The sequence below is a fragment of the Pseudomonas sp. Pme6b genome (genome assembly GCF_058129925.1).
The window spans coordinates 5,940,496-5,964,931 of record NZ_CM176704.1 but is presented as its reverse complement, the minus strand read 5'-3'; the positions used below and the strand labels follow the sequence as shown (position 1 = coordinate 5,964,931).

Sequence of the window (24,436 nt, the reverse complement as noted above, 5' to 3'; positions counted from 1 at the left end):
AGGAGCCGTATCCCCATGCATGCCATCAATTTCATTCAGGACCTGGCAGTGATCATGCTGGTGGCCGGCGTGGTGACCATCCTTTTTCACCGTCTCAGGCAGCCAGTGGTGCTCGGTTATATCGTGGCGGGCTTCATTATCGGTCCGCATACACCACCGGTCAGCCTGATTCACGATGAGGACACCATCAAGATTCTGGCCGAACTGGGAGTGATTTTCCTGATGTTCTGCCTGGGGCTGGAATTCAGCCTGCGCAAGTTGTTCAAGGTCGGCGCGACGGCGTTCATCGCGGCTTTCCTGGAAATTGCCCTGATGATCTGGATCGGCTACGAGATCGGCCAGTTCTTTGGCTGGAAAGCCATGGACTCGCTGTTTCTCGGCGCGATTCTGGCGATCTCTTCCACCACCATCATCGTCAAGGCGCTCAACGACCTGAAGATGAAGAACCAGCATTTTGCCCAGTTGATCTTCGGTGTGCTGATCGTCGAAGACATTCTCGGCATCGGCATTATTGCGCTGTTGTCCGGCATCGCAGTCAGCGGCTCCGTCAGTTCGGGGGAAGTGTTTTCCACGGTCGGCAAACTGTCGCTGTTCATGATCGTAGCGCTGGTGGTCGGGATTCTGCTGGTGCCCCGTTTGCTGTCTTATGTCGCCAGGTTCGAAAGCAATGAAATGCTGTTGATTACCGTGCTGGGCCTGTGTTTCGGCTTCTGCCTGCTGGTGGTCAAGCTGGAATACAGCATGGTGCTGGGCGCGTTCCTGATCGGCGCTATCATGGCCGAGTCGCGTGAGCTGCTGAAAATCGAGCGATTGATAGAACCGGTTCGCGACATGTTCAGCGCAATCTTTTTTGTCGCCATCGGTTTGATGATCGACCCGAAAATCCTGCTGGAATATGCCTGGCCGATTGCAGTCATCACTGTCGCTGTGGTGCTGGGCAAAATGCTGTCTTGCGGCCTTGGGGCGTTTATCGCCGGCAATGACGGTCGCACCTCATTGCGCGTGGGGATGGGGCTGTCACAAATTGGCGAGTTCTCCTTCATCATCGCGGCGCTGGGCATGACCCTGCAGGTCACCAGCGACTTTCTCTACCCGGTGGCAGTGGCGGTATCAGCCATTACTACTTTGCTGACGCCCTATCTGATTCGCGGTGCTGATCCGCTGTCACTCAAGCTGGCGTCGATCATGCCCCGGCGGGTTGCGCGGGTGTTCGGCATGTACGGTGAATGGCTGCGCAGTATTCAGCCACAAGGGCAAAGTGCAGTGCTTGCCGGAATGATCCGGAGGATTCTGCTACAGGTCGGGGTCAATCTGGCGCTGGTAATGGCGATTTTCTTCAGCGGCGGCTATTTTGCCGAGCATCTTGGCGGGTACATGGACGAATGGGTGGCGGATGTCAGTCACCAGAAAGCCTGGATCTGCGGCGCGGCGTTGCTGCTGTCGCTGCCGTTTCTGATTGCGGCGTATCGCAAGCTCAAGGCGCTGTCGATGCTGTTGGCGGAGATGGGCGTCAAACCCGAGATGGCGGGCCGACATACCGTGCGGGTGCGCAAGGTCGTGGCGGAAGTGATTCCGCTGTTGTCGCTGGTGGTGATTTTCGTGATGCTGGCAGCATTGTCGGCAAGCATTCTGCCTGCCAACGAATTGCTGCTGGTCATCGCCCTGATTGCCGCTCTGGTTGCGGCACTGCTTTGGCGCTGGCTGATCCGCGTGCATACGCGGATGCAGATCGCGCTGCTGGAGACGCTGGGCAATAATCAGGAATCGTCCGGGCATTGAGCCCGGCGATTACCTTACAGTCTTTACCAAACGGGGTGTCTCAGCTTTCCAGCCAGATATCCCGAGCCCAGTGCCAGACTGACTCCCAGCTTTCCTCGGTGACCAGTTCCTCTTCGGCGGACCACAGCACTACCGTGCCGTCTTCTTCGACGCAGTAGTAGTCGTCGCCGTCCTGGCAGATCGGAATCAGCTCGCGCGGCACGCCCAGATCCCAGGCCGTGGCGGCCACGTCCGGCAAATAGGTGTGCGACTGCGCATCGGTCACGGTGACGGGCTCAAGGCTGCCGTACACCACATCGCTGACCGTCAGGAGAAACTCTTTGAAGACGAACGGAATATTGATGAACAGCTGTTCTTCAATTTCGACCAGTTGGTCTTCGTCTGGCAGCTCAAGCGGAACCGGGACCGGTTCGTTTGCTTCACGCAGTTGTTCGATGACTTCTTCCACGACACAGATCCTCTCACTTGATGGCGCGGGTTATACAGTAGCGTAAAGCCTTTCTCAAAATAACTATCCGAACGGATAAGCAAAAACCCCGGACATGTCCGGGGTTCTGAACGCGAGAAAGGAATCTGGTTCAACCGTTCTGGCGAATTCCTGCTACCAGCCACGGCTGGTTATCACCCTGTGGGCGCTCCATATTCCAGCTTTCGCTGAACACTTCGCCCTGGTCGAAGCGCGACGACTTGGACACGCCCGAGAAGGTCAGGGTAGCGATGGTCTTGTCGGCGCGATCATCCACACCGTCCAGTTGAACCTGGAGGTTGTCGATGTAGGTCGACTGAAAGCCATCGCCCAGGTCCGCACGTTCCTTTTTCAGGAACTGCAGCATTTGCGGGGTAACGAACTCGGCGATCTTGTCCATTTCGTTGGCGTCCCAGTGCTGCTGCAGCGACTGGAAGTGGCCACGAGCGGCTTCCAGAAAGCGCTCTTCGTTGAACCAGGCCGGGGCGTTGATCACTGGCGCAGCGGAGGCCGGTGAGGAACTGCCGAAGATCGGGTTCTGCGCAGGCTGGCTGCTTTCACGCTGGTACGGTGCGCCGGCAGCGGCCATTTTCGGCTGTTGCTGCTGACGACGACGCGCAATGAAGCGGAAGATCAGGAAGGCGATGAGACCCATGATCAGGATGTCGAACAGTTGCAGGCCGTTGAAGCCGTCACCCATGAACATCGACGCGAGCAGGCCACCGGCAGCGATACCGGCCAATGGGCCCAGCCAGCGCGACGCACCGCTTGCCGCAGGCGCAGGACGGCCCGCAGCGTTAGGCGCTGCCGCAGGCGTGGAGGGTGCGGCCTGACGTGTCTGATGCGTAGGCGCCGAGCCCATGCTTTTGCCGCCACCGAAACGCGCGGCGTTCACATCCAGACTCATGGTGAGCCCGATGCACAGCGCCATCGCGATGCTTAAAAAACGTTGCATAAGGGTATTCCCGTTTTGTGATTGCACGCGCGCCATGTTGCACAGCGTGCGACGACATGACCAGCGCGTTAGTGTTTCGGACTTTTACACAAATAGCGTAGGACTTTTCAGCACGCTTCGTAAGACTTGTGATTAGCCCCACGCACCGAGGTTATACACAGGTCTTGAAACGCCCGGAATAAATGGCCTCTGTGCTTCTGCCCGAAGGGCGTGGGAGCGAACTTGTTCGCGAAAAGGTCTTTATAATCGCCGAAAATGTATCGACTGAAACAGCGCCTTCGCGAGCAAGCTCGCTCCCACGGCCTGCGGCCAGAATCAAAAGCGGACTAATGTATGACGCCGAGCGCGGGAACAAGAACTGGCACCGCGCCCAAACCCTGAACGCTACAACGGCACCAGCTTCGCATAGCCCATCATCAGCCACTTGCTGCCTTCGGCGAAGTTGACCTGCACCCGTGCCTGAGCGCCAGCGCCCTCGAAGTTGAGGATCACGCCTTCGCCGAACACCGCATGCTGTACACGCTGGCCCATGGTGAACTCGGTTTCCGGAATGCCGGTGCCGTTGAACAGGCTGCTGCTGTTGAACTTCGGAGTGCCACCGAACGGGCGACTCACGCTGTTGGACAGGCGTACTTCCTGGATCAGCGCCGGCGGAATCTCGCGTACAAAACGCGAGACCTTGTTGTAGGTTTCGCTGCCGTACAGACGACGCGTTTCGGCGTAGGTCATCACCAGCTGTTTCATGGCGCGGGTGATGCCGACATAAGCCAGACGTCGCTCTTCTTCCAGGCGCCCCGGCTCTTCCAGACTCATCTTGTGCGGGAACAGCCCTTCCTCCATGCCCACCAGGAACACATGCGCAAACTCCAGGCCCTTGGCGCTGTGCAGGGTCATCAGCTGAATGCTGTCTTCATGCTCCTGCGCCTGGGTGTCGCCTGCTTCCAGCGAGGCATGCCCCAAAAACGCTGCAAGTGGCGTCAGGTCTTCTTCGCTTTCGTGATTCTCGAAAGCACGGGCCGCGCTGACCAGTTCCTCAAGGTTTTCTACCCGCGCCTGGCCTTTCTCGCCTTTTTCCTGCTCGTGATAGGTGATCAGCCCGGACTGCTCGATAACCGTCTGGGTCATCAGGTGCAGCGGCATCTCCATGACCTTCGCCGACAGGTTCTCGATCAGCTCGATGAACCCGCCCAGGGCCGTGGCGGCGCGGCCGGTCAGGCCCTTGTTGGCGACCAGCAGGCGCATGGCTTCCCACATGGAGACGTCGGCATGACGCGCATGTTCGCGAATCGCTTCGACGGTCTTTTCGCCGATGCCGCGAGCCGGAACGTTGATCACCCGCTCCAGCGCTGCATCGTTGCCACGACCTTCCAGCAAGCGCATATACGCCATCGCGTTCTTGATTTCGGCGCGTTCGAAGAAGCGCTGCCCGCCGTAAATGCGATATGGAATACGTTCGCGCAGCAGGGCTTCTTCCAGCACCCGCGACTGGGCGTTGGAACGGTACAGAATGGCGATGTCGTTGCGCGAGATGCCGGTTTTCAGCGCGCTTTCGATGGTCTCGACCACATAGCGCGCCTCATCGTGTTCGTTGAAAGCGGCATACAGGTTGATCAGCTCGCCATCGCCGACGTCAGTCCACAACTCCTTGCCCAGTCGGCCGCTGTTATTGACGATCAAGCCGTTGGCGGCCTTGAGGATGCTCGCTGTGGAGCGGTAATTCTGCTCCAGGCGGATGACTTCGGTGTCCGGGAAGTCAGAGGAATACTGGTGAATGTTCTCGATCTTCGCGCCACGCCAGCCGTAAATGGACTGATCGTCGTCGCCGACCACCATCAGGCTGTCGCCACCCTGAGCGAGCAGGCGTAGCCACGCGTATTGCACGGCGTTGGTGTCCTGGAATTCATCCACCAATACATGGCGGAAACGACGCTGATAATGCGCGAGCAAACCCGGATTATCGCGCCACAGGTCGAGTGCGCGCAGCAGCAGTTCGGAGAAGTCGATGACGCCAGCCCGCTGACAGGCGACCTCGTAGGCTTCGTAGACGCTTTTCATGGTGGTCAGGAACAGATCGCCGCTGGCCTGAATATGTTTCGGGCGCAGGCCCTCATCTTTCTGGCCGTTGATGAACCACTGTGCCTGACGTGCAGGCCAGCGTTGCTCATCCAGGCCCAGCTCGCGCATCACGCGTTTTACCAAGCGCTGCTGGTCATCGCTGTCGAGAATCTGGAAGGTTTGCACCAGCCCGGCTTCCTGCCAGTGCGCTCGCAGCAGGCGGTGGGCCAGACCGTGGAAGGTGCCCACCCACATGCCAGCAGGGCTGATGCCCATCAGCTGCTCGATGCGGTGGCGCATTTCGGCGGCAGCCTTGTTGGTGAACGTCACCGACAGAACCGAATGCGGGGAGGCTTGCTCGACCTGCATCAGCCATGCGATGCGATGCACCAGCACACGGGTTTTGCCGGAGCCAGCACCAGCCAGGACCAACTGACGACCCAATGAGGCGGCTACGGCCTGACGTTGGGCATCGTTGAGGGAATTCAGAAGAAGAGAGAGATCATCGCGCATCCGCGCATTCTAGGGTGCTGCGTCATGCCGGGCAAACCATGCTTTGCGTCAGGCAATAAAAATGACCGGGTGCTGACGACCGGTCGTCGAGCGTTGCAGGGTCGAGCGCGGTCAGTCGACCTTGAAGATTGGCCATTCGCAGGCCAGGCGCAGGATTCCGCTTAATGTAGGATTATTCCCACAATTTTTTTCGATTCACCCATTCAGGGCCCGTGTAACAGGTTTCAGCGTCGTTTAACTGGGCGGTTTGCAGGTCATGTAGTATAACTACAAGAAAGCTACAACCCAGCCCATCTTCCTTTTGCCGAGTCTGCCCCTTGAATCTGCTGCAACACATCGCCCAGTCACGTAATTTGCTGCGCAAATCGGAGCTCAAGGTTGCCGATCATGTGCTGCTTGACCCTGCGGCTGTGATGCACAGTTCCATGGCGGATCTGGCGCACAGCGTCGGCATCAGCGAGCCAACCATCGTGCGCTTCTGCCGCGCCATTGGGTGCACCGGGTTTCAGGACCTCAAGCTCAAGCTGGCGCAGAGTCTGGCAGCGGGTGCGAGTTTCGGCCAGTTCGCGATTCACGAAGACGATTCGGTCGCCGACTACAGCCTGAAGATTTTCGACACTACCCTGCACACGCTCATGGAAGTGCGCGAAAACCTCGACCCCCATGCTTTACAGATGGCAGTCACGGCCATGGCCGGGGCCAATCGGGTCGAATTTTATGGGTTTGGCGCTTCCGGTGCAGTGGCTGCCGATGCGCAGCACAAGTTCTTTCGTTTGCTGCTGACCGCGGCAGCGTATTCCGACCCGCACATGCAGGCGATGTCGGCGGTCACGCTCAAGCCGACAGACGTCGCGGTATGCATTTCCCAGTCGGGGCGCTCCAAGGACTTGCTGATCACCGCCAATCTGGTCCGCGAGAGCGGCGCGACGCTGATTACCTTGTGCCCAAGCCAGACGCCGCTGGCCGAGCTGTCATCGGTCAATCTGGCCATCGATGTACATGAAGACACCGAAATCTACACGCCGCTGACGTCCCGTATCGCGCACCTGGTGGTGATCGATGTGCTGGCGATGGGCGTGGCAATGGCCCGCGGCCCGAGCCTGGTCAATCACCTCAAGAGCGTCAAGCGCAGCCTGCGCGGCTTGCGTCTGTCGCCGAAGTCGATAAAGACTCACGAAGACTGATCGCTCAACCGAGCGTAATTCATCGATCTGTCATCTGCATGCCGCCTGATTGTCACTGTCGCGCTCCATTCTGGTGCTCCCACAAAACGTATTGGGAGACAGGATATGGCTCGGCATTACGATGATTTACCTACCAGCACCGTGAAAACCCGCCGCCAGCAGGAAGACCAGCGCCGCATGGAGTTTCGTCGGGCTATTGAGAGCTACAGTGAAGCGCGTCAGCTTAATCAGGAGCTGTGTGACTACATGGATGGTATCGACAACGCTGTATGGCAGACTATCAAGTTGCCCGCGGTCGACCGTCGAAACGCTCGACAAGCTGGTTGATCTGCGCACGTTCGGTGCGGATGAACGCAAGAAAGGCATGTGCCACGGGTGAAAGGCGTTTGTCTCGGGCCTGAGCCACGCACCAGCTTCGATACAGCGGCAGCTCCGCCACGGGTAGCTCCACGAGGGCACCGGTGGCGAGTTCCTGGCAGACCGCATGCCGTGTCAGCATCGCCAGGCCCAGTCCGGCGACCACGCATTCACGTTGCGCCTCGCTGGAAGACACCTCCAGCGTCTGCGTGAAATGCACGCGTTTCTCTTTGAAGTACTCCTCGCAGGCCCGGCGTGTACCTGACCCCGTTTCCCGGGTCAGCAACGGCCAGGGCTCCAGGTCTTTCAAATTCAGCGTCGCATGGCTGCTCAGCGGGTGGTCGGGTGGTGCTACGGCCACAATCGGGTTGTTGAGAAAGGGTAGAAACTCCAGACCCATATCCAGCGGAACCGCTGACATCGCTACAAGATCATCGCGGTTGTCCGATAATCGCCTGATTATCTGTGCACGATTGACAACCATCAGGCTCAGGCTGACTTCCGGGTGCTGGCGTTTGAATGCAGCGAAAAGGTGAGGGATGAAATACTTGCAGCTGGATTCAATCGCCAGCTTCAACTGGCCTTGCAGCGAGCCCTGCATGTCCGAAAGCTGCATGTCGAGACTTTCCAGGCGTCCGAAAATATCCCGGCTGGCCAGTTGCAGTGCCTGCGCCGCCTCAGTCAGGTAGAGCTTTTTGCTGACGTATTCGAACAGCGGCTGGCCGATCAGCTCTTCAAGCTGGCGAATCTGCAGGCTGACGGCAGGCTGCGTCAGAGACATCTCTTCGGCTGCACGGCTGTATGAGCGCAGATCACATACTTCATTGAAAATACGCAGCTGACGCAATGTCATACGCATCAATGACTTACGCATTTATACAAGCTTCCTGAGACGACAAGAAGCGTCAACTATAAGCTTTTACTTATGCATGTCCCAACTTTTACTCATTTTTGTTAATCCTTGATTCGGCATAGGGTGTCCCTGCGGCATTCAGTCACATGCCCTGTTACAAAAACGGGTCGAGGAAAACGCCAGTGATAACAAAAATTCTGATCGCCAACCGCGGGGAGATTGCCGTCCGGATCGTGCGTGCCTGCGCCGAGATGGGTATTCGCTCGGTCGCGATCTTTTCCGATGCCGACCGGCATGCCCTGCATGTCAAGCGTGCTGACGAAGCCTATAGCATTGGTGCCGAACCGTTGGCCGGTTACCTGAACCCGCGCAAGCTGGTGAATCTGGCGGTAGAGACTGGCTGCGATGCGCTGCATCCCGGTTATGGCTTTCTGTCGGAGAACGCCGAGCTGGCCGACATCTGTGCTGAACGTGGCATTAAGTTTATCGGTCCGTCCGCAGAAGTGATTCGTCGCATGGGTGACAAGACCGAAGCGCGGCGCAGCATGATCAAGGCCGGTGTGCCGGTTACGCCCGGCACCGAAGGCAACGTCGCGGACATCGACGAGGCGCTGGTCGAAGGCGAGCGTATTGGTTACCCGGTAATGCTCAAGGCCACCTCCGGCGGCGGCGGGCGCGGCATACGCCGTTGCAACAGCCGCGAAGAGCTCGAGCAGGCCTTCCCCCGGGTGATTTCCGAAGCAACCAAGGCCTTTGGCTCGGCGGAAGTGTTTCTCGAGAAGTGCATCGTCAATCCCAAGCACATCGAAACGCAGATTCTCGGTGACAGCTTCGGCAATGTAGTGCATCTGTTCGAACGCGACTGCTCGATTCAGCGCCGTAACCAGAAGCTCATCGAAATCGCCCCCAGCCCGCAACTGACTCCCGAGCAGCGTGCTTATATCGGTGATCTGTCGGTGCGTGCGGCCAAGGCTGTCGGTTACGAGAACGCAGGGACCGTGGAGTTTTTGCTCGCCGAGGGCGAGGTGTACTTCATGGAAATGAATACCCGGGTTCAGGTCGAGCACACCATCACCGAAGAAATCACCGGCATCGATATTGTTCGCGAGCAGATCCGTATTGCGTCCGGCCTGCCGCTGTCGATCAAGCAGGAAGACATCATTCACCGCGGTTTTGCCCTGCAATTCCGGATCAATGCCGAAGACCCGAAGAACAACTTCCTGCCCAGTTTCGGCAAGATCACCCGCTATTACGCGCCCGGAGGACCAGGCGTGCGCACCGATACGGCGATTTACACCGGCTACACCATTCCGCCGTTTTACGACTCGATGTGCCTGAAGCTGATCGTCTGGGCGCTGACCTGGGAGGAGGCGATGGACCGTGGCCTGCGTGCGCTGGATGACATGCGCCTGCAAGGAGTGAAGACCACGGCTGCCTATTACCAGGAAATTCTGCGTAACCCGGAATTTCGCAGCGGTGAATTCAACACCAGCTTTGTCGAGAGCCACCCCGAGCTGACCAATTATTCGATCAAGCGCAAACCCGAAGAGCTGGCTCTGGCCATCGCCGCCGCCATTGCCGCACACGCCGGTCTGTAAGGAATAGTGAAATGTCCAAGAAGATTTTCGTAACCGACACCATCCTGCGTGACGCTCACCAATCATTGCTGGCGACCCGCATGCGTACCGAGGACATGCTGCCGATCTGCGACAAGCTCGACAAGGTCGGTTACTGGTCGCTGGAAGTCTGGGGCGGCGCGACCTTCGATGCCTGCGTGCGTTTTCTCAAGGAAGATCCATGGGAGCGCCTGCGTCAACTGCGCGCGGCCTTGCCCAATACCCGGTTGCAAATGCTCCTGCGCGGCCAGAACCTGCTGGGCTATCGGCATTACAGCGATGACGTGGTCAAGGCGTTCGTCGCCAAGGCGGCGGTGAATGGTATCGATGTGTTCCGTATTTTCGATGCCATGAACGATGTGCGTAACCTGCGCGTTGCCATCGAATCGGTAAAAGCTGCGGGCAAGCATGCGCAAGGCACCATCGCTTACACCACCAGCCCGGTGCACACCATCGAAGCGTTCGTCGCACAGGCCCGGCAGATGGAAGCGATGGGCTGCGATTCGGTGGCGATCAAGGACATGGCCGGTCTGCTGACTCCCTATGCCACGGGTGAACTGGTCAAGGCGCTGAAAGCCGAACAGTCGCTGCCGGTGTTCATTCACTCCCACGACACCGCAGGCCTGGCTGCCATGTGCCAGCTCAAGGCCATTGAAAGCGGCGCGGATCATATTGATACGGCGATCTCCAGCTTTGCCTGGGGCACCAGTCATCCGGGCACAGAGTCGATGGTTGCGGCGCTCAAGGGCAGCGAGTTCGACACCGGGCTGGACCTGGAGCTGTTGCAGGAAATTGGTCTGTATTTCTACGCGGTGCGTAAGAAGTATCACCAGTTCGAAAGCGAATTCACGGCGGTCGATACCCGTGTGCAGGTCAATCAGGTGCCTGGCGGGATGATTTCCAACCTGGCCAATCAGCTCAAGGAGCAGGGCGCGCTCAATCGCATGGGCGAAGTGCTGGCTGAAATTCCGCGCGTGCGCAAAGACCTCGGTTATCCACCGCTGGTAACGCCGACCTCACAGATCGTCGGTACTCAGGCGTTCTTCAATGTGCTGGCTGGCGAGCGCTACAAGACCATCACCAATGAAGTGAAGCTTTATCTACAGGGCGGTTATGGCAAGGCGCCGGGGCCGGTGGATGAAAAGCTGCGTCGTCAGGCCATTGGCAATGAAGAACTGATAGATGTTCGCCCGGCCGATCTGCTCAGGCCGGAGATGACCAAGCTGCGTGCCGATATCGGCGCACTGGCCAAATCCGAAGAGGACGTGCTGACGTTTGCCATGTTCCCGGACATCGGCCGCAAGTTTCTTGAAGAGCGTGCAGCTGGAACGCTGACGCCGGAAGCGCTGCTGCCGATTCCCGAAGCCGGAAGCGTGGCCAGAGCGGGCGGCGAGGGCGTGCCGACCGAGTTCGTGATTGATGTGCACGGCGAAACCTATCGGGTCGACATCACCGGCGTGGGCGTCAAAGCCGAGGGCAAGCGCCACTTCTACCTATCCATCGATGGCATGCCGGAAGAAGTGGTGTTCGAACCGCTCAACGAATTTGTCGGCGGCGGTGCCAGCAAACGCAAGCAGGCTCATGCACCGGGCCACGTCAGCACCACCATGCCGGGCAATATCGTCGATGTGCTGGTCAAGGAAGGCGATATGGTCAAAGCAGGGCAGGCGGTATTGATCACCGAAGCCATGAAGATGGAAACCGAGGTCCAGGCGTCGGTCGCGGGCAAGGTTGTGGCGATTCACGTTGCCAAGGGCGACCGCGTCAATCCGGGTGAGGTTCTGGTCGAGATCGAAGGCTGACCGGGCACATACAGATAATTCAACGATTTACCTCAGGGAAGCACTCGTGGCTTCCCTTTTTTTATTCTGTGCAGGCGGGCCCGGTTGTCACCGCTATCGTTGCGCACGCTCCAGCGTGGGAATGCCGTTCTCGACGCTCTGCGTCCTCAGGATCAGCGAAACGCCTCAAGCCCTTTGATCTGCTGCCCGTCCGCGAAGTTATCCACAGCCAGCCAGCATTCAAAGGCCTTCTGCAATTCAGGCCATTCGCTGTCGAGTATCGAGTACCACTCTGTGTCCCTGCTCTGGCCCTTGACTACCATGTGCTGGCGGAAGGCGCCTTCGTAGCTGAAGCCGAAACGTTGGGCTGCGCGTTTGGAGCGGGCGTTGTTGGCGTTGCACTTCCATTCCAGGCGGCGATAGCCCAGCGTGAATGCTTCCCTGGCCAGCAGGTAAATGGCTTCGGTGCCTTTGGGGGTTCGTTGCATGGCCGCGCTGAAAGTGACATGACCTATTTCGATACGCCCATGGGCGGCGACGATCGACATCAGGCTGATGACACCTTCGGCTTTACCGGTCTGCTGATCGACGACCGTATAAAACCATGGGTCGGACGCTGCCTGATGCCCGGACAGCCATGCATCAAAGGCACTGCGCTCGATAAAAGGCCCGTAAGGCAGGTAATCCCACAGTTTCGGGTCGGCATTCGGGCCCTGAAGCGCAGCCCACAAGTCATCGGCGTAACGTGTGGCATCGAGTTTTTCCAGGCGAATGAAACGGCCTGTCAGTGTGTTGGTGGTGGGCAATGCAGCGGCTTGCCAGTCCAGCAGAGTGTCGGACATCAATCACTTCCTGTTTCAGAGCGCTTTGCGAAATTGTATAAGGCCAGGTCGTTCGGCAATCCTTTCGTACAACTGAATGGCCGTGGCGTTGGTTTCGTGGGTCAGCCAATGCACCTTGTCGCAACCGTCTGACTTGGCCGTGGCGTAAACAAACTCGATCAGCTGCCTGCCAATGCCTGTTCCGCGTTGTTCGGGCGCGACAATCAGGTCCTGCAGGTAACAGGCATTGTTGATGCTCCAGTTGGAGCGATGGTAGATGAAGTTCACCATGCCCACCGCTTCGCCATCCAGCCAGGCCAGCGCCGAGTGGGTCGGCTCGTGCGAATCCACAAGGCGTTGCCAGGTGACGTCGCTGACACTTTCGTCCAGCTCGGTATTGTAGAAGCGCAGATAGGCCTGCCATAGCGGCAGCCAGGCTTTATGGTCGTTGACAGTAACGACGCGAATCCGGACATCGGTCAAAACGTTCTCCCTGCGCTCATCAAACGAGCGATTTGCTGGTCGTTTGCATTCTCGCTTGCTGCGAGGCCGTCGCGTACACCGGCCATGTCCGAAGCGCTGCGGTTCTGGCTGAGTTTGCGTTTGCCTTGCAGCCGCTGCACGGGAATTGCAAACCCTGCAATCGCCCCCAGCATTTTTGCAATGTAGTCCGCAGGTGCATCCTCGATTGACCAGGGTTGCGGGCGGCTGGATTCATGGCGATGGGTCAGGTCAGCCAGCAATTGGTGCAGTTGCGCTGCATCGGTAAAAACCGTGGCCTGCCCATAGGCATGCACGGCCAGATAATTCCAGGTAGGTACAACCTTGCCGTGTTCTGCCTTGCTCGGGTAGAAAGACGGGCTCACATAGGCATCGCCGCCGGGAAAAATCACCAGCGCCTCGACACCTGAGTTCAACTGCTGCCACTGTGGGTTGGCTCTGGCCAGATGCCCGTAAAGCGTGCCGTGCGGGCCTTCATCGCGGCGCAACAGCAGCGGCAAGTGAGTCGCGTGCAATCCTTCTTCACCCTGTGTAACAAGAATAGCCAGGCGAGTTCGATCCATCTGCTCGTGCAGGCTGAGCGTGTCGTTTTCCTTGAAGGCAGCAGGTATGTACATGGTCCATGTTCCTTGGCTGATGAAACGATCGTAGGCAAGGTTGGTCTGATGTAAGATCCATTTTTTATAATTTTCATGGGGCCAATTCATGCCCATCGCCCCTGTCGCGTTTCCACCCACGCTTACCGGCATTGAGCTGGACCCGAATCACGGCTTGAGCAAGCAGCTCTACGAGATTTTGCGCCAGCAAGTGCTGGATGGGCGCTTGAGTGGCGGCATGCGTCTGCCCGCCAGTCGCGATTTGGCGCATTTACTGGGCATCTCCCGTAACAGCGTCATACGGGCCTATGACCAGCTGTATGCCGAGGGTTTTATTGAAGGGCGCGTTGGCGACGGTACGTATGTTGCGCAGCTGTCTGAACGAAGCGCTGCGCCTCGACGGCCAAGCCGTAAAAAACTATCCACCAACTTACCCACAGGTGTATCCACAGGGTTACACACAGGTTTGTCCACAATTGCGGCGGAAATGCCGTCGAATTGTTCCGATGAAGTTATCCACAGCGCGACACGCGTGCTGCTCGAAAAGCATCATTTGCACGAGCCGCCGACGGGTAGGCCGCGGGCTTTTCGAGTAGGCGTTCCAGCCTTCGATCTTTTTCCATTTGCCTTGTGGGGCAAGCTGTATACGGCCTTTTGGCGCAAGCCGGACCTTGCTCAGCTGGGTTACGGCCCCGCTGCGGGAGATTTGCGGCTGCGTGAGTTGATTGCCGTTTATCTTCGTTCATCGCGTGGGTTGCACTGCACGGCTGAGCAAATTGTGATCACCAGCGGCGCGCAACATGCAATCAGCCTTTGTGCACAGTTGCTTTTGACGCCGGGCGATAGCGTTGCTGTGGAAAATCCAGGCTATCGCGCGGCGGGTCATGCGTTTGCACTGGCAGGTGCGCGATTGCACGGCGTGCCTGTGGATAACGAGGGCATGCGTTGCGCCGAGCTTGAGCAGGCCGATTGCAGATTGGCGTATGTGACCCCTTCGCATCAGTACCCGACTGGCGTAGTCATGAGCCTGGCACGGCGCCTGGAGTTACTGGCCTGGGCCGAGAGGCACCAGAGCTGGATTGTCGAGGACGATTACGATGGGGAGTATCGGTACAGCGGTTCGCCATTGGCCCCGTTGGCTGCGTTGGAGCAGAGTGGTCGAGTGCTCTATGTCGGCACATTCGGAAAAGTCGCCTTTCCGGCGCTGCGCCTGGGGTATCTGGTTCTGCCTGAGCAACTTGTCCGCCCGTTCAGCCAGCGCAAGGCGGTAGACATGCGCCATACCGAGATTGGCGTGCAGGCGGTCATGGCGCAATTCATTGCGTCGGGGCATTTCCAAAGACACATCCGTCGTATGCGTCGCGCGGCGCTGAGTCGTCGCAATGCGCTGCTGGATAACTGGCCTGCCGACATAGCAGGGTGCGCTGCAATGCCCAGGGTGGTTGCAGGGCTGCATGTGATGGTCAAGGTAGACAGTGTCGCGCGTGAGCAGGCACTGATTGCCAAGGCTGGTAGCGTTGGCGTCGAGATGAATGCCTTGAGTGATTACTGGCTGCCCGACTTCAGTGAGCCTGTGGATAACCGCGCCGGGCTGGTTTTGGGTTTCGCCGCCGTGCCCGAGGTCGAGATTGCCGATGCATTGAACAGGCTGCGCAAGGCCTGGTCCGAGTAGTCCCGCTGGCAGGCGTATAATCTGCACTTTCTGTTACTTGTCCTTGAGATACCCATGAACAACTCTCTTACTGCAACACCCGGACGCAAGTTCGGCGCGCCGCTGGCTGCGCTGTTCCTGCTGCTGATGGGCGCCCAGTTTCTGCTGCTCAGTGTCGGCACCCGCCAGGTAATGCTGTGGATCGTTGGTGCAGCGCTGGGCGTGACGCTGTATCACGCGGCATTCGGCTTCACCTCGGCGTGGCGGGTGTTTATCCGTGAGCGGCGCGGTGCGGGTTTGCGGGCGCAAATGGTCATGCTGGCGGTGGCTGTGGTGCTGTTTTTCCCTGCGCTGGGTGCTGGCACGCTGTTCGGTCAGCCCGTTACCGGACTGGTTGCGCCGGTCGGAATTTCGGTCGTCGTGGGGGCGTTCATCTTCGGTATCGGCATGCAACTGGGCGGTGGCTGTGCGTCCGGTACGTTGTTCACCGCAGGTGGCGGCAATGCACGCATGCTGGTGACGCTGCTGTTTTTCATCCTCGGTTCGTTGATTGCGACCCATCACGTCGACTGGTGGTTGGCCCTGCCTTCGTTCCCGGCAGTTTCGGTGGTCAAGACCTTCGGCGTATTGCCTGCGCTGATCGTGAATCTCGCTCTGTTCACCTTGATCGCTTTCATAACCGTGAAGCTCGAAAAGCGGCGTCATGGACAGCTTGAAACGCCGGTTACCACTGACCATCGTGGGTTGAGCCGGGTGCTGCGCGGGCCATGGGTTCTGGTCTGGGGCGCTGTCGCGCTGGCGCTGCTCAATTACGCAACACTGGCGCTGGCGGGTCGTCCGTGGGGCATCACCTCGGCGTTTGCGCTATGGGGCGCGAAGGTAGCCAGTGGTCTGGGTGTGGACGTCGGCAGCTGGGTGTTCTGGCAGAGCGCGGCGAATGCCAAGGCGTTGGCGGCTCCGGTGTGGGAAGACGTCACCAGTGTGATGGACATCGGCATCATGCTCGGTGCCTTGCTGGCGGCAGGGCTGGCCGGCCGTTTTGCGCCGAGCCTGGACATTCCCACGCGCTCGCTGGTTGCTGCGGTCATCGGCGGGTTGCTGCTGGGTTATGGCTCTCGACTGGCCTACGGCTGCAACATCGGCGCGTACTTCAGCGGTATTGCCTCGGGTAGCCTGCACGGCTGGCTATGGCTGGTTGCAGCCTACGCCGGTAACGTGATCGGCGTGCGTTTGAGGCCGATTTTCTTTGCTGGCGAACGCCCGCAAGTGGCGCTGACTGGCTGCTGAGGAAGTCTGTAATCCCAAGATAAAGCGGGTCGTTTGCGAACCATCTGCCGGTTTGGCATTCAAAGGCCATGCGGCAGATGTCAGCCTGCGATTCGCTTATTTTTCGATGGGGTAGTTCTTTTGCAGCAAACGATCATTTCGAAAATCCGTTTTCTCGGCAAGACCATCGGTTACGTGGGTTGGTCGCTTTTCTGGTTGTTGATTTGGGATGTGATCGTCACGGTCGACTTCATGCTGTATCTGGAGCGCAAGATCACGTTGCCTTCCATGCCGTTGACCCTGCTGGGCTCGGCACTTGTGGTCCTCACCAGCTTTCGTAATTCCAGCGCCTACAACCGCTGGTGGGAAGCACGAACGTTGTGGGGCGCGCTGGTCAATAGTTCGCGCAGCTTCGCTCGGCAGGTGTTGACGCTGGTCGAGGATGACGACGGGATCAACCCGGTCAAGGCCACGCTGTTGCGTCGCCATGTCGCCTACGTGAAATGCCTGTCCGCGCACCTGAAAGGCGCCAAGTGTGGCGACGAGATTCAGATGCTGATTCCCCGCGAGGAATTCGAGCGCCGTCACGACACCAACAATTTCCCTAACGACCTGCTCAACACCTCCGCAGCGCTGTTGGCCAAGGAGTATCAGGCGGGGCGGCTGGACAGCATTCGTCTGGCGCGTCTTGAGTCGACCATGGTGGACATCTCCAATTGCCAGGGCGGTATGGAGCGTATTGCCAACACACCATTGCCTTATCCGTACGTCGCTTTTCCGCGTCTGTTCATCACGCTGTTCTGCCTGATCGTACCGATTGGCCTGGTGGAGACCCTGGGCTGGTTCACGCCACTGGCGTCGACGGTGGTGGGTTTCATGCTGTTGGCCATCGAAAAGATCGGCACCGACCTGCAGAGTCCGTTCCGTGCCAGCGAACATGAGATTCAGATGACGGCTTTGTGCGAAAACATCGAGCGTAATCTGGATTCGATGCTCAGGGGTGCGCAGGAAGAAAGCAAGGCTTCGTAAAGAGGGTGAGGCGTTACGCGTGTGCAGAACGCCTCGGATAACGCAGAGATTGCGGCGGCTTAACGCAACTCGCCACACAGGTCCAGTTCGACCAGCCGCCTGACTTCCTCGGTCGTCAGGCTTGCCCCCAGCAGTGCATGCAGTTTGCCAAGCGCTGCCTCACGGGTCATGCCGCCACCGGAGAGCACGCCTGCACCGCGCAGACGGCTCCCCGCTTCGTAGACATCCAGCTCGACACCGCCTTCGTGGCACTGGGTAATCGCCACCACGCAGATACCAAGCGCTCGTGCATTTTCCAGGCTGGCCAGAAACTGCGGATCATCACTTGGCCCGGTGCCGCTGCCGAAGCACTCAAGCACCAGACCCCGAATACCGCTGTTGATCAGACCGTCCAGCTGAGCTGCGCCGACGCCGGGAAACAGCGGCAACACGGCGACCTCTGCAAGCGTCTTCTCCTGCAGGTAGTTCAGTGCATCGGGCAGCGAAACCACCGCATGACCGCCACGCGAGCGTTGCAGCGGTGCGAACGGTTGACGACCGAAGCTGCGAATTTTCGCGCAGCGCACAGGCGTCATCAGTTGCCCGTGGAAATACAGCTGAACGCCTGACGCCAGACCCGAACCCAGCGCCAGCAGGGCACCGTTGACGTTTTCCCAGGCATCGCTGTCCTGCACGCCGGCAGGCAGCATAGAGCCGGTGAACAGCACAGGTGCGCTGAACCCCAGCAACTGGAAGCTCATCGCCGCTGCGCTGTACGCCAGGGTGTCGGTGCCATGCAGCACCAGCACCGCATCGCAGCCATCGACCTCCACCGCCTCGATCACCGCCTCACGCAGGCGCAGCCAGTAGGAAGGGGTCATGTTGGCGCTGTCGATCAGCGGCGACATCTCGCGAAAGCGCCACTGCGGCACCACCAGCTCCGGGTGCTCGGCCAGTTGCCCGGCCATCCGCGCCTCGAAACCCGAGGCGGGTGCCAGGCCGTTGGCGCTGGCCTGCATGCCAATAGTGCCGCCGGTGTAAAGAACCATGACGCTCTGAGCGGGTTTATGTGCATGATCAGTCATGGTTGTTCTCCGGCGTAAGGTCGCGTTGGTTATCGTGCTTCGGGTACAGGCTTGGCTGCCGCTTCGGCGTCCTGTGTCGACTGACGGGTCGGATTGGCTGGCCATGCATGCGATCCAGGTCCAGATCAGGGAACTGGCTGGAATCGAACACCGGCGCCTTGATGCCAGCGCGACGCTGCGAATCGTAGTCGTTCAGAATGCGCTTGACGACTTTGAACAGCATGGCGAGTGCGATCAGGTTAACGAACGCCAGCATGGTCATGGTGATGTCGGCGAACGCCAGTACATCTTTCAGGTCGACGACGGCACCCCACATGATCAGTACCAGCACCGCGATACGGTAGATGATGATGGTCTGGATCTTCTCGCCAAACAGGAACCGCAGGCTGTTTTCACCCAGGTAGTAGTTGTAGAGAATCGAGGTGAAGACGAACAGTGCCAGCGCCACGCTGATGAAGATTCGGCCCCAGTCACCGACCACTGCGGCCAGCGAGTTCTGCGCCAGAACGATGCCGTTGCCGTCGTAACCGATGTCGTAGATACCGGACAGCAGGATCAGCAAGGCCGTGCAGGTGCAGATTACGAAGGTGTCGAGGAACACGCTGAACGCCTGAACCACGCCTTGTGCAACCGGGTGCTCTACATGCGCCACGGCAGCCACGTTGGGCGCACTGCCCAGACCGGCTTCGTTGGCGAACACGCCACGCTTGACGCCCATCACGATAGCGCTGCCGATCAGGCCGCCGAATACCGGGTCAAGACCGAAGGCGCTTCTGACGATGGTCATCAGCATGCCGGGAACGTGGTCGATCTGCAGAACGATGACGTAGATGGTGACCGCGATATAGATCAGGGTCTTGACTGGAACCAGCAGGTCGGAAATTGCCGCGATACGCTTGATGCCGCCGACGAAGGCCAGACCCAGCAGCACGACCAGACAGATGCCGGTGGTTCGGGTGTCGATGTTGAACGCGCTTTTCAGCGAGTCGGTCACGGCGTGGGATTGCAGGCCGTTGAAGGCAAAACCGAAGGTCACCAGCAACAGTACGGCCATGACCATGCCTAGCCAGCGCTTGCCCAGACCGTGCTGGATGTAAAACGCCGGACCGCCGCGGAATTGTCCTTCGGAATCCTTGCGTTTATAGAGCTGAGCGAGTGAACACTCGATGAAGCTGCTGGACATGCCGACCAGTGCGGTGACCCACATCCAGAATACGGCGCCCGGACCGCCCAGCGTTACGGCAATGCCGACGCCTGCGATGTTGCCTGCTCCGACGCGGCCCGCAAGGCTGAGCATCAGGGCCTGGAACGAACTCAACTGACCCGCGCTGCTGCGCAGACTGTCGCGAAAAACCGAGAACATGTGGAAAAAGTGTCGAAACTGAACGAAACGCGAGCGGATCGTGAAGTAACTACCCAGGCCAACGATAAGTACGATCAGTACCTTACCGGAGAGAAAGTCGTTAATCATTTCCAGCATTTTTGTTATTCCTCGCTACTTTTGAGGGGGCGCACTATACCGGTGCAAAGTTTTTACGTCTGTAGTCGCTTTCTTGGACGTCTGATTCTTCATTCGCGACGATGAATGAATACTTCCACGGATTACTCCGCCAAGGTGGGTTGCCGAAGGCTCTGGGTCCAGTGTCGGAGCCCTTTGCTGCAGGCAAAAAAAAGGGTCTGGAGAATCACTCCCAGACCCTCAAAAAATTGAGGGGTGTCTAGGCCCTCAATCTGGTGAGCTTGGTGCGCAGGTCATTTCCTGTCAGGCCTTCAAGGGGGCCAGACGCGGAGCGATCATGTTTTCCGGGCGCAGGATGTCGTCGAGCATGGCATCGTCGAGCAGACCTTCCTCACGCACCAGTTCCAGCACGCCGCGGCCGGTTTCCAGCGCGATGCGGGCGATACGGGTGGAGTTTTCGTAACCGATGTAGGGGTTCAGTGCGGTCACCAGGCCGATCGAATGCTCGACCAGCTCGCGGCAGCGCTGTTCGTTGGCCGTGATGCCCACAATGCAGTGCTCGCGCAGCATGTCCATGGCGCGCTGCAACAGGCGGATAGAGTCGAAGATCTTGTAAGCGATCAGTGGCTCCATCACGTTGAGCTGCAATTGTCCGCCTTCAGCGGCCATGGTCAGCGACAGGTCGTTGCCGATGATTTCGAAAGCAACCTGATTGACCGCTTCCGGGATTACCGGGTTGACCTTGCCGGGCATGATCGAGCTGCCGGGCTGGCGTGCCGGCAGGTTGATTTCGTTGATCCCGGTGCGCGGGCCGCTGGAAAGCAGGCGCAGGTCGTTGCAGATCTTCGATAGCTTGACCGCAGTACGCTTGAGCATGCCCGAGAACAGTACGAACGCGCCCATGTCGGAGGTCGCTTCGATCAGATCGGCTGCCGGCACCAGAGGCTGGCCGCTGATCAGCGCCAGGCGGTCGACGGCAAGCTTTTGGTAGCCAGGGTCGGCGTTGATGCCGGTGCCGATGGCCGTGCCGCCCAGGTTCACTTCGGTCAACAGCTCCGGTGCCAGGCTGCGCAGGCGGTTGAGGTCTTCTGTCAGGGTGGTGGCAAAGGCGCGGAACTCCTGACCCAGGGTCATTGGCACGGCGTCCTGCAACTGAGTACGACCCATTTTCAGCACATGGTTGAATTCTTCGCCCTTGGCGGCGAACGACTGGATCAGGCTGGAGAGGCTGGCGAGCAGGGCGTCATGGCCCAGCAGCAGACCCAGGCGGATCGCGGTCGGGTAGGCGTCGTTGGTCGACTGCGCCATGTTTACATCGTTGTTGGGGTGCAGGTGCTTGTATTCGCCTTTCTCGAAGCCCATGGTTTCCAGGGCGATGTTGGCGATGACTTCGTTGGCGTTCATGTTGGTGGACGTGCCGGCACCGCCCTGAATCATGTCGACCACGAACTGATCGTGGAAGTCGCCACGGATCAGACGGGCGCAGGCCTCGCTAATGGCCGCATGCTTTTTATCGTTGAGGTGTCCGAGCTGGTGGTTTGCATCAGCTGCCGCCTGTTTGACCATGGCCAGGGCCACAACCAGTTTAGGGTAGTGCGAAAGCGGCACGCCTGAGAGGTGAAAGTTGTTCACCGCTCGCAGGGTCTGAATGCCGTAATACGCGTTGGCAGGTACTTCGAGAACACCAAGCAGGTCTTTTTCGATGCGCGATGATGCAGGCGAGGACATGATAAAAGAAGTCTCAAAAAGGCACGGACAATGCCGGAACGCCGCGAATAGTGGGCTTCCCACCCTGTCTTGACCAATGCTGTTAAACGCTGGCCTATGCAATAACGGCATAATCAGGGTGTGACCCGGATTCCGTTAAGTGCCTAAAGGGGGCAAAATGTCGCACCCGGACGCTGCTTCGGCGACCTTGCCAGAGCCGTCTGGCCATGTATCCGCAGCGCGTTGCCGGTCGTCCCACTGCGGTCGCTTCAAGCCGGGTGGGTGCAGGGCATGCGCAGTTGCCTGTCGAAGCAGTCATCCATTGTCCGGGAGGACCTGATGAATCTGGAAAGCAAATGGCTGGAGGATTTCAGCGCCCTGGCGGCCACCCGCAGCTTTTCTCAGGCCGCCGAGCGTCGTTTCGTAACTCAGCCAGCGTTCAGTCGGCGTATCCGCAGTCTTGAGTCGGCCTTGGGGCTGACGCTGGTCAATCGCTCGCGCACGCCCATCGAACTGACGGCTGCCGGGCAGCTGTTTCTGGTCACCGCGCGTACCGTGGTCGAGCAACTGGGCGAAGTCGTGCGCCATCTGCATCATCTGGAAGGTGGGCAGGGCGAGGTGATGCAGGTTGCTGCGGCACACTCGCTGGCGTTGGGGTTTTTTCCGCGCTGGATTGCCCAGCTACGTAACGAAGGGCTGAACATTGCCACCCGGCTGGTGGCCACCAACGTTGGCGATGCCGTACACGCGTTGCGTGAAGGTGGCTGCGATCTGATGCTGGCGTTCTATGATCCTGACGCCGCGCTGCAAATGGACGCTGAAATCTTCCCCTCGCTGCATCTGGGCCATACCGAGATGTTGCCGGTCTGTGCGGCAGATGCCGATGGGCAGCCGTTATTCGATATGGAAGGCGAGGGCAGTGTGCCGTTGCTTGCCTACAGCGCCGGGGCCTTTCTCGGGCGCTCGGTGAATCTGCTGCTGCGTCAGCGCAACCTGCGGTTCACGACGGTTTACGAGACGGCAATGGCCGATAGCCTGAAAAGCATGGCACTGGAAGGGCTGGGCATCGCCTGGGTTCCGCAACTGAGTGTGCGCGCCGAACTGGCGCGCGGTGAACTGGTGGTGTGTGGCGGGCCGCAGTGGCATGTGCCGCTGGAGATTCGCCTTTACCGTTGCGCTCTGGTACGCAAGGCCAATGTGCGCCTGCTGTGGCGCAAGCTTGAGAGTGCAGCGTCGCCGGGCGAAGCATAAAAACGGCCTGTTGTGATGCATGACAACAGGCCGTTTGCTCAGCGAACAGATATGTTATCGACGTATTTGCGAATCAATTCCTTGTTGGCATCGCTGAAGTAATAGCAGGGGATGATTGAGGTGGTGGAGTATCCCCACATAGTCGTCTGGCATGGAAAACCGCTAGCCGCCTCATGCGTAGCGCCAAACAGGTGGCCGATCTCATGCGGCAGCGTGTTGTAATCTTTCAGGGACGCCATCGCGACGTGATGGCTTGTTGCTGCAACGCCGTGTAACGGTCCCGTGGATTTTATTGGAAGTCACCAGCACGTATTTATGGCGCTCGGACGGGCGTGGCAGGTTTTTAGCGTCTGCGTAAGCGGTGCTCGTCTGAAATAGCCTGTATAACGACTGTTCATCCTCCTCCCCACGATAGGCGAAGTCTGTAAGGCCCGGTTCGTCGTTGATGAATGTGACCGTTGTCCTGCGCCCCGTGATTTCCTGCAACTGAGCGAGAAAGGGATTCAAGTAGTTGTCACCCAGTTCAGCGCGTTCATATTTTGTCAGTTGATCGTGCATGATCACGAACAGTCCCAGATTGGGGCCGGCGGCGCTGGCAAATGGCAGGTAAAAAAAGACGGCAAGTGACAGCCAGACTGTCAGTTTGTTTTTCATTGGTACGTTCTCATCCTTGAGAGTCAGGTTAGATTGCGACTTCAATTTCGCGCTTCCAGTTAAACAAATACTGTCCGGGCCTGACAGTCCTGCTATGTCGTTTAGCGTCGTAGGGCAAGGCCTTTCATGTTGTAAGGCGCGCTGGTTAACGTGTTGGAATTTTAGTGTGTCCGGCTCTAGGGCACGGCTTGCGTCGATCTCTGGCGGTGCTGCTGACAGAAGGTGATCGCAGGTGCTTTAAACTCACCACTTTGCGGTATACTGCGCGGCCTTTGGCCGGCTAAATCGGTCACTATTCGTACAACAAGCCACGCCGGTTCCCCCGCGTGGCTTGTTGTTTTCAGACGCGCCTGCGGGCGCCCGATGAGAGGCACGACGATGAGCGCACTGGTTGGCGTGATCATGGGCTCCAAGTCCGATTGGTCCACCCTTAGCCACACTGCCGACATGCTGGAAAAGCTCGGCATCCCTTATGAAGTCAAGGTGGTTTCAGCTCACCGCACGCCGGACTTGCTGTTCCAGTACGCCGACGAAGCAGAGGGCCGTGGCATTGAAGTGATCATCGCCGGTGCTGGCGGTGCCGCTCACTTGCCTGGCATGTGTGCCGCCAAGACCCACCTGCCTGTGCTGGGCGTTCCGGTACAGTCGTCGATGCTGTCGGGTGTCGACTCCCTGCTGTCGATCGTGCAGATGCCTGCGGGTATTCCGGTAGCGACCCTGGCCATCGGCAAAGCGGGGGCGATCAACGCTGCGCTGCTTTCGGCCAGTATCCTGGGCGCCAAACACCCTCAATTCCACGCAGCGCTGAAGAAATTCCGCGCTGAGCAGACAGACAGCGTCCTGGACAATCCAGACCCGCGCCACGCCTGAGGTTTTTC

19 protein-coding genes and 2 pseudogenes are annotated in these 24,436 nt (G+C 58.8%); 10 read left to right on the top strand and 11 right to left on the bottom strand.

Features of this window, described 5'->3' with window-relative positions; translation table 11 throughout:
• Nucleotides 1-15 precede the first annotated feature (15 nt).
• A complete protein-coding gene (locus AC4ANE_RS27170) occupies nt 16-1,779 on the top strand; it encodes a cation:proton antiporter (RefSeq protein ID WP_460408632.1) in 1,764 nt (587 codons plus the stop codon).
• 40 nt (nt 1,780-1,819) lie between these two features.
• Here AC4ANE_RS27170 and AC4ANE_RS27165 read toward each other — a convergent pair whose 3' ends face one another.
• The 3 genes from AC4ANE_RS27165 to uvrD form a co-directional block, all read right to left on the bottom strand.
• A complete protein-coding gene (locus tag AC4ANE_RS27165) occupies nt 1,820-2,227 on the bottom strand; it encodes an SMI1/KNR4 family protein (RefSeq protein WP_002555919.1) in 408 nt (135 codons plus the stop codon).
• A 130-nt stretch (nt 2,228-2,357) separates the two neighbouring features.
• Nucleotides 2,358-3,200, bottom strand: coding sequence for a Tim44 domain-containing protein (locus AC4ANE_RS27160; RefSeq protein ID WP_002555918.1), 843 nt, complete (start codon nt 3,198-3,200; stop codon nt 2,358-2,360).
• Nucleotides 3,201-3,584: 384 nt separating this feature from the next.
• On the bottom strand, nt 3,585-5,768 hold the full coding sequence (gene uvrD / locus AC4ANE_RS27155; protein ID WP_002555917.1) for a DNA helicase II: 2,184 nt from the start codon (nt 5,766-5,768) through the stop codon (nt 3,585-3,587).
• A gap of 317 nt (nt 5,769-6,085) precedes the next feature.
• Between uvrD and hexR the strand changes: the two genes are divergently transcribed.
• Both hexR and AC4ANE_RS27145 read left to right on the top strand, forming a co-directional pair.
• Nucleotides 6,086-6,952 (top strand): transcriptional regulator HexR, encoded by an 867-nt coding sequence (hexR, locus tag AC4ANE_RS27150; RefSeq protein ID WP_002555915.1) that lies wholly within the window; start codon nt 6,086-6,088, stop codon nt 6,950-6,952.
• A 141-nt stretch (nt 6,953-7,093) separates the two neighbouring features.
• Nucleotides 7,094-7,279 carry a PA3496 family putative envelope integrity protein gene (locus AC4ANE_RS27145; protein ID WP_004659112.1) on the top strand — a complete coding sequence of 62 codons (186 nt, stop codon included), beginning with the start codon at nt 7,094-7,096 and terminating at the stop codon, nt 7,277-7,279.
• On the opposite strand, the gene AC4ANE_RS27140 is transcribed toward AC4ANE_RS27145, so the two are convergent.
• The gene (locus AC4ANE_RS27140; protein WP_460408631.1) at nt 7,233-8,183 is read right to left on the bottom strand and encodes a LysR family transcriptional regulator; all 951 of its coding nucleotides are present in this window, start codon (nt 8,181-8,183) and stop codon (nt 7,233-7,235) included. The genes AC4ANE_RS27145 and AC4ANE_RS27140 overlap by 47 nt on opposite strands.
• A 161-nt stretch (nt 8,184-8,344) precedes the next feature.
• Between AC4ANE_RS27140 and AC4ANE_RS27135 the strand changes: the two genes are divergently transcribed.
• Both AC4ANE_RS27135 and oadA read left to right on the top strand, forming a co-directional pair.
• Nucleotides 8,345-9,760, top strand: coding sequence for an acetyl-CoA carboxylase biotin carboxylase subunit (locus tag AC4ANE_RS27135; protein ID WP_031595768.1), 1,416 nt, complete (start codon nt 8,345-8,347; stop codon nt 9,758-9,760).
• An 11-nt stretch (nt 9,761-9,771) separates the two neighbouring features.
• Nucleotides 9,772-11,580 (top strand): sodium-extruding oxaloacetate decarboxylase subunit alpha, encoded by a 1,809-nt coding sequence (gene oadA, locus AC4ANE_RS27130; protein WP_031595766.1) that lies wholly within the window; start codon nt 9,772-9,774, stop codon nt 11,578-11,580.
• A 152-nt stretch (nt 11,581-11,732) separates the two neighbouring features.
• Here the strand turns inward: oadA and AC4ANE_RS27125 are convergent, their stop codons facing one another.
• From AC4ANE_RS27125 to AC4ANE_RS27115, 3 genes are read right to left on the bottom strand one after another with little or no spacing between them, the layout of a single operon-like run.
• Entirely contained in the window at nt 11,733-12,401 is a 669-nt protein-coding gene (locus AC4ANE_RS27125) for a GNAT family N-acetyltransferase (RefSeq protein WP_002555910.1), read from the bottom strand.
• A 15-nt stretch (nt 12,402-12,416) separates the two neighbouring features.
• Nucleotides 12,417-12,863 carry a GNAT family N-acetyltransferase gene (locus tag AC4ANE_RS27120; protein WP_002555909.1) on the bottom strand — a complete coding sequence of 149 codons (447 nt, stop codon included), beginning with the start codon at nt 12,861-12,863 and terminating at the stop codon, nt 12,417-12,419.
• Entirely contained in the window at nt 12,860-13,498 is a 639-nt protein-coding gene (locus AC4ANE_RS27115; protein ID WP_002555908.1) for an FMN-binding negative transcriptional regulator, read from the bottom strand. The genes AC4ANE_RS27120 and AC4ANE_RS27115 overlap by 4 nt, the downstream gene beginning before the upstream one ends.
• Before the next feature lie 88 nt (nt 13,499-13,586).
• Here AC4ANE_RS27115 and pdxR point away from each other — a divergent pair, with 88 nt between their 5' ends.
• From pdxR to AC4ANE_RS27100, 3 genes are all read left to right on the top strand, one after another.
• Nucleotides 13,587-15,149 carry a MocR-like pyridoxine biosynthesis transcription factor PdxR gene (gene pdxR / locus AC4ANE_RS27110; protein ID WP_002555907.1) on the top strand — a complete coding sequence of 521 codons (1,563 nt, stop codon included), beginning with the start codon at nt 13,587-13,589 and terminating at the stop codon, nt 15,147-15,149.
• A gap of 54 nt (nt 15,150-15,203) precedes the next feature.
• Nucleotides 15,204-16,415: a YeeE/YedE family protein gene (locus AC4ANE_RS27105; RefSeq protein WP_002555906.1), complete on the top strand. Its 1,212-nt coding sequence runs from the start codon at nt 15,204-15,206 to the stop codon at nt 16,413-16,415.
• A 120-nt stretch (nt 16,416-16,535) separates the two neighbouring features.
• Nucleotides 16,536-17,423 (top strand): bestrophin family protein, encoded by an 888-nt coding sequence (locus tag AC4ANE_RS27100; protein ID WP_002555905.1) that lies wholly within the window; start codon nt 16,536-16,538, stop codon nt 17,421-17,423.
• Between the two features lie 59 nt (nt 17,424-17,482).
• On the opposite strand, the gene AC4ANE_RS27095 is transcribed toward AC4ANE_RS27100, so the two are convergent.
• The 3 genes and pseudogenes from AC4ANE_RS27095 to aspA all read right to left on the bottom strand — a co-directional run bounded on the left by AC4ANE_RS27095 (nt 17,483) and on the right by aspA (nt 21,674).
• On the bottom strand, nt 17,483-18,487 hold the full coding sequence (locus tag AC4ANE_RS27095; RefSeq protein ID WP_002555904.1) for an asparaginase: 1,005 nt from the start codon (nt 18,485-18,487) through the stop codon (nt 17,483-17,485).
• A 29-nt stretch (nt 18,488-18,516) separates the two neighbouring features.
• A pseudogene (locus AC4ANE_RS27090) lies at nt 18,517-19,967 on the bottom strand (alanine/glycine:cation symporter family protein).
• A gap of 282 nt (nt 19,968-20,249) precedes the next feature.
• Nucleotides 20,250-21,674: an aspartate ammonia-lyase gene (gene aspA / locus AC4ANE_RS27085; protein ID WP_002555902.1), complete on the bottom strand. Its 1,425-nt coding sequence runs from the start codon at nt 21,672-21,674 to the stop codon at nt 20,250-20,252.
• Between the two features lie 318 nt (nt 21,675-21,992).
• Between aspA and AC4ANE_RS27080 the strand changes: the two genes are divergently transcribed.
• Nucleotides 21,993-22,904, top strand: coding sequence for a LysR substrate-binding domain-containing protein (locus AC4ANE_RS27080; RefSeq protein WP_002555901.1), 912 nt, complete (start codon nt 21,993-21,995; stop codon nt 22,902-22,904).
• Nucleotides 22,905-22,942: 38 nt separating this feature from the next.
• Here AC4ANE_RS27080 and AC4ANE_RS27075 read toward each other — a convergent pair.
• A pseudogene (locus tag AC4ANE_RS27075) lies at nt 22,943-23,558 on the bottom strand (reprolysin-like metallopeptidase).
• A gap of 378 nt (nt 23,559-23,936) precedes the next feature.
• On the opposite strand from AC4ANE_RS27075, the gene purE reads away from it, so the two are divergent.
• On the top strand, nt 23,937-24,428 hold the full coding sequence (purE, locus tag AC4ANE_RS27070) for a 5-(carboxyamino)imidazole ribonucleotide mutase (protein WP_002555898.1): 492 nt from the start codon (nt 23,937-23,939) through the stop codon (nt 24,426-24,428).
• The last annotated feature ends 8 nt before the right edge of the window (nt 24,429-24,436 follow it).

What these genes read in the sequence shown, in the direction of transcription:
- AC4ANE_RS27170 (WP_460408632.1), top strand. Translation starts at nt 16, where the DNA reads ATGCATGCCATCAATTTCATTCAGGACCTGGCAGTGATCATGCTGGTG.
- AC4ANE_RS27160 (WP_002555918.1), bottom strand. Translation starts at nt 3,200, where the DNA reads ATGCAACGTTTTTTAAGCATCGCGATGGCGCTGTGCATCGGGCTCACC.
- uvrD (WP_002555917.1), bottom strand. Translation starts at nt 5,768, where the DNA reads ATGCGCGATGATCTCTCTCTTCTTCTGAATTCCCTCAACGATGCCCAA.
- AC4ANE_RS27140 (WP_460408631.1), bottom strand. Translation starts at nt 8,183, where the DNA reads ATGCGTAAGTCATTGATGCGTATGACATTGCGTCAGCTGCGTATTTTC.
- oadA (WP_031595766.1), top strand. Translation starts at nt 9,772, where the DNA reads ATGTCCAAGAAGATTTTCGTAACCGACACCATCCTGCGTGACGCTCAC.
- AC4ANE_RS27125 (WP_002555910.1), bottom strand. Translation starts at nt 12,401, where the DNA reads ATGTCCGACACTCTGCTGGACTGGCAAGCCGCTGCATTGCCCACCACC.
- AC4ANE_RS27115 (WP_002555908.1), bottom strand. Translation starts at nt 13,498, where the DNA reads ATGTACATACCTGCTGCCTTCAAGGAAAACGACACGCTCAGCCTGCAC.
- pdxR (WP_002555907.1), top strand. Translation starts at nt 13,587, where the DNA reads ATGCCCATCGCCCCTGTCGCGTTTCCACCCACGCTTACCGGCATTGAG.
- AC4ANE_RS27105 (WP_002555906.1), top strand. Translation starts at nt 15,204, where the DNA reads ATGAACAACTCTCTTACTGCAACACCCGGACGCAAGTTCGGCGCGCCG.
- AC4ANE_RS27095 (WP_002555904.1), bottom strand. Translation starts at nt 18,487, where the DNA reads ATGACTGATCATGCACATAAACCCGCTCAGAGCGTCATGGTTCTTTAC.
- aspA (WP_002555902.1), bottom strand. Translation starts at nt 21,674, where the DNA reads ATGTCCTCGCCTGCATCATCGCGCATCGAAAAAGACCTGCTTGGTGTT.
- AC4ANE_RS27080 (WP_002555901.1), top strand. Translation starts at nt 21,993, where the DNA reads ATGAATCTGGAAAGCAAATGGCTGGAGGATTTCAGCGCCCTGGCGGCC.
- purE (WP_002555898.1), top strand. Translation starts at nt 23,937, where the DNA reads ATGAGCGCACTGGTTGGCGTGATCATGGGCTCCAAGTCCGATTGGTCC.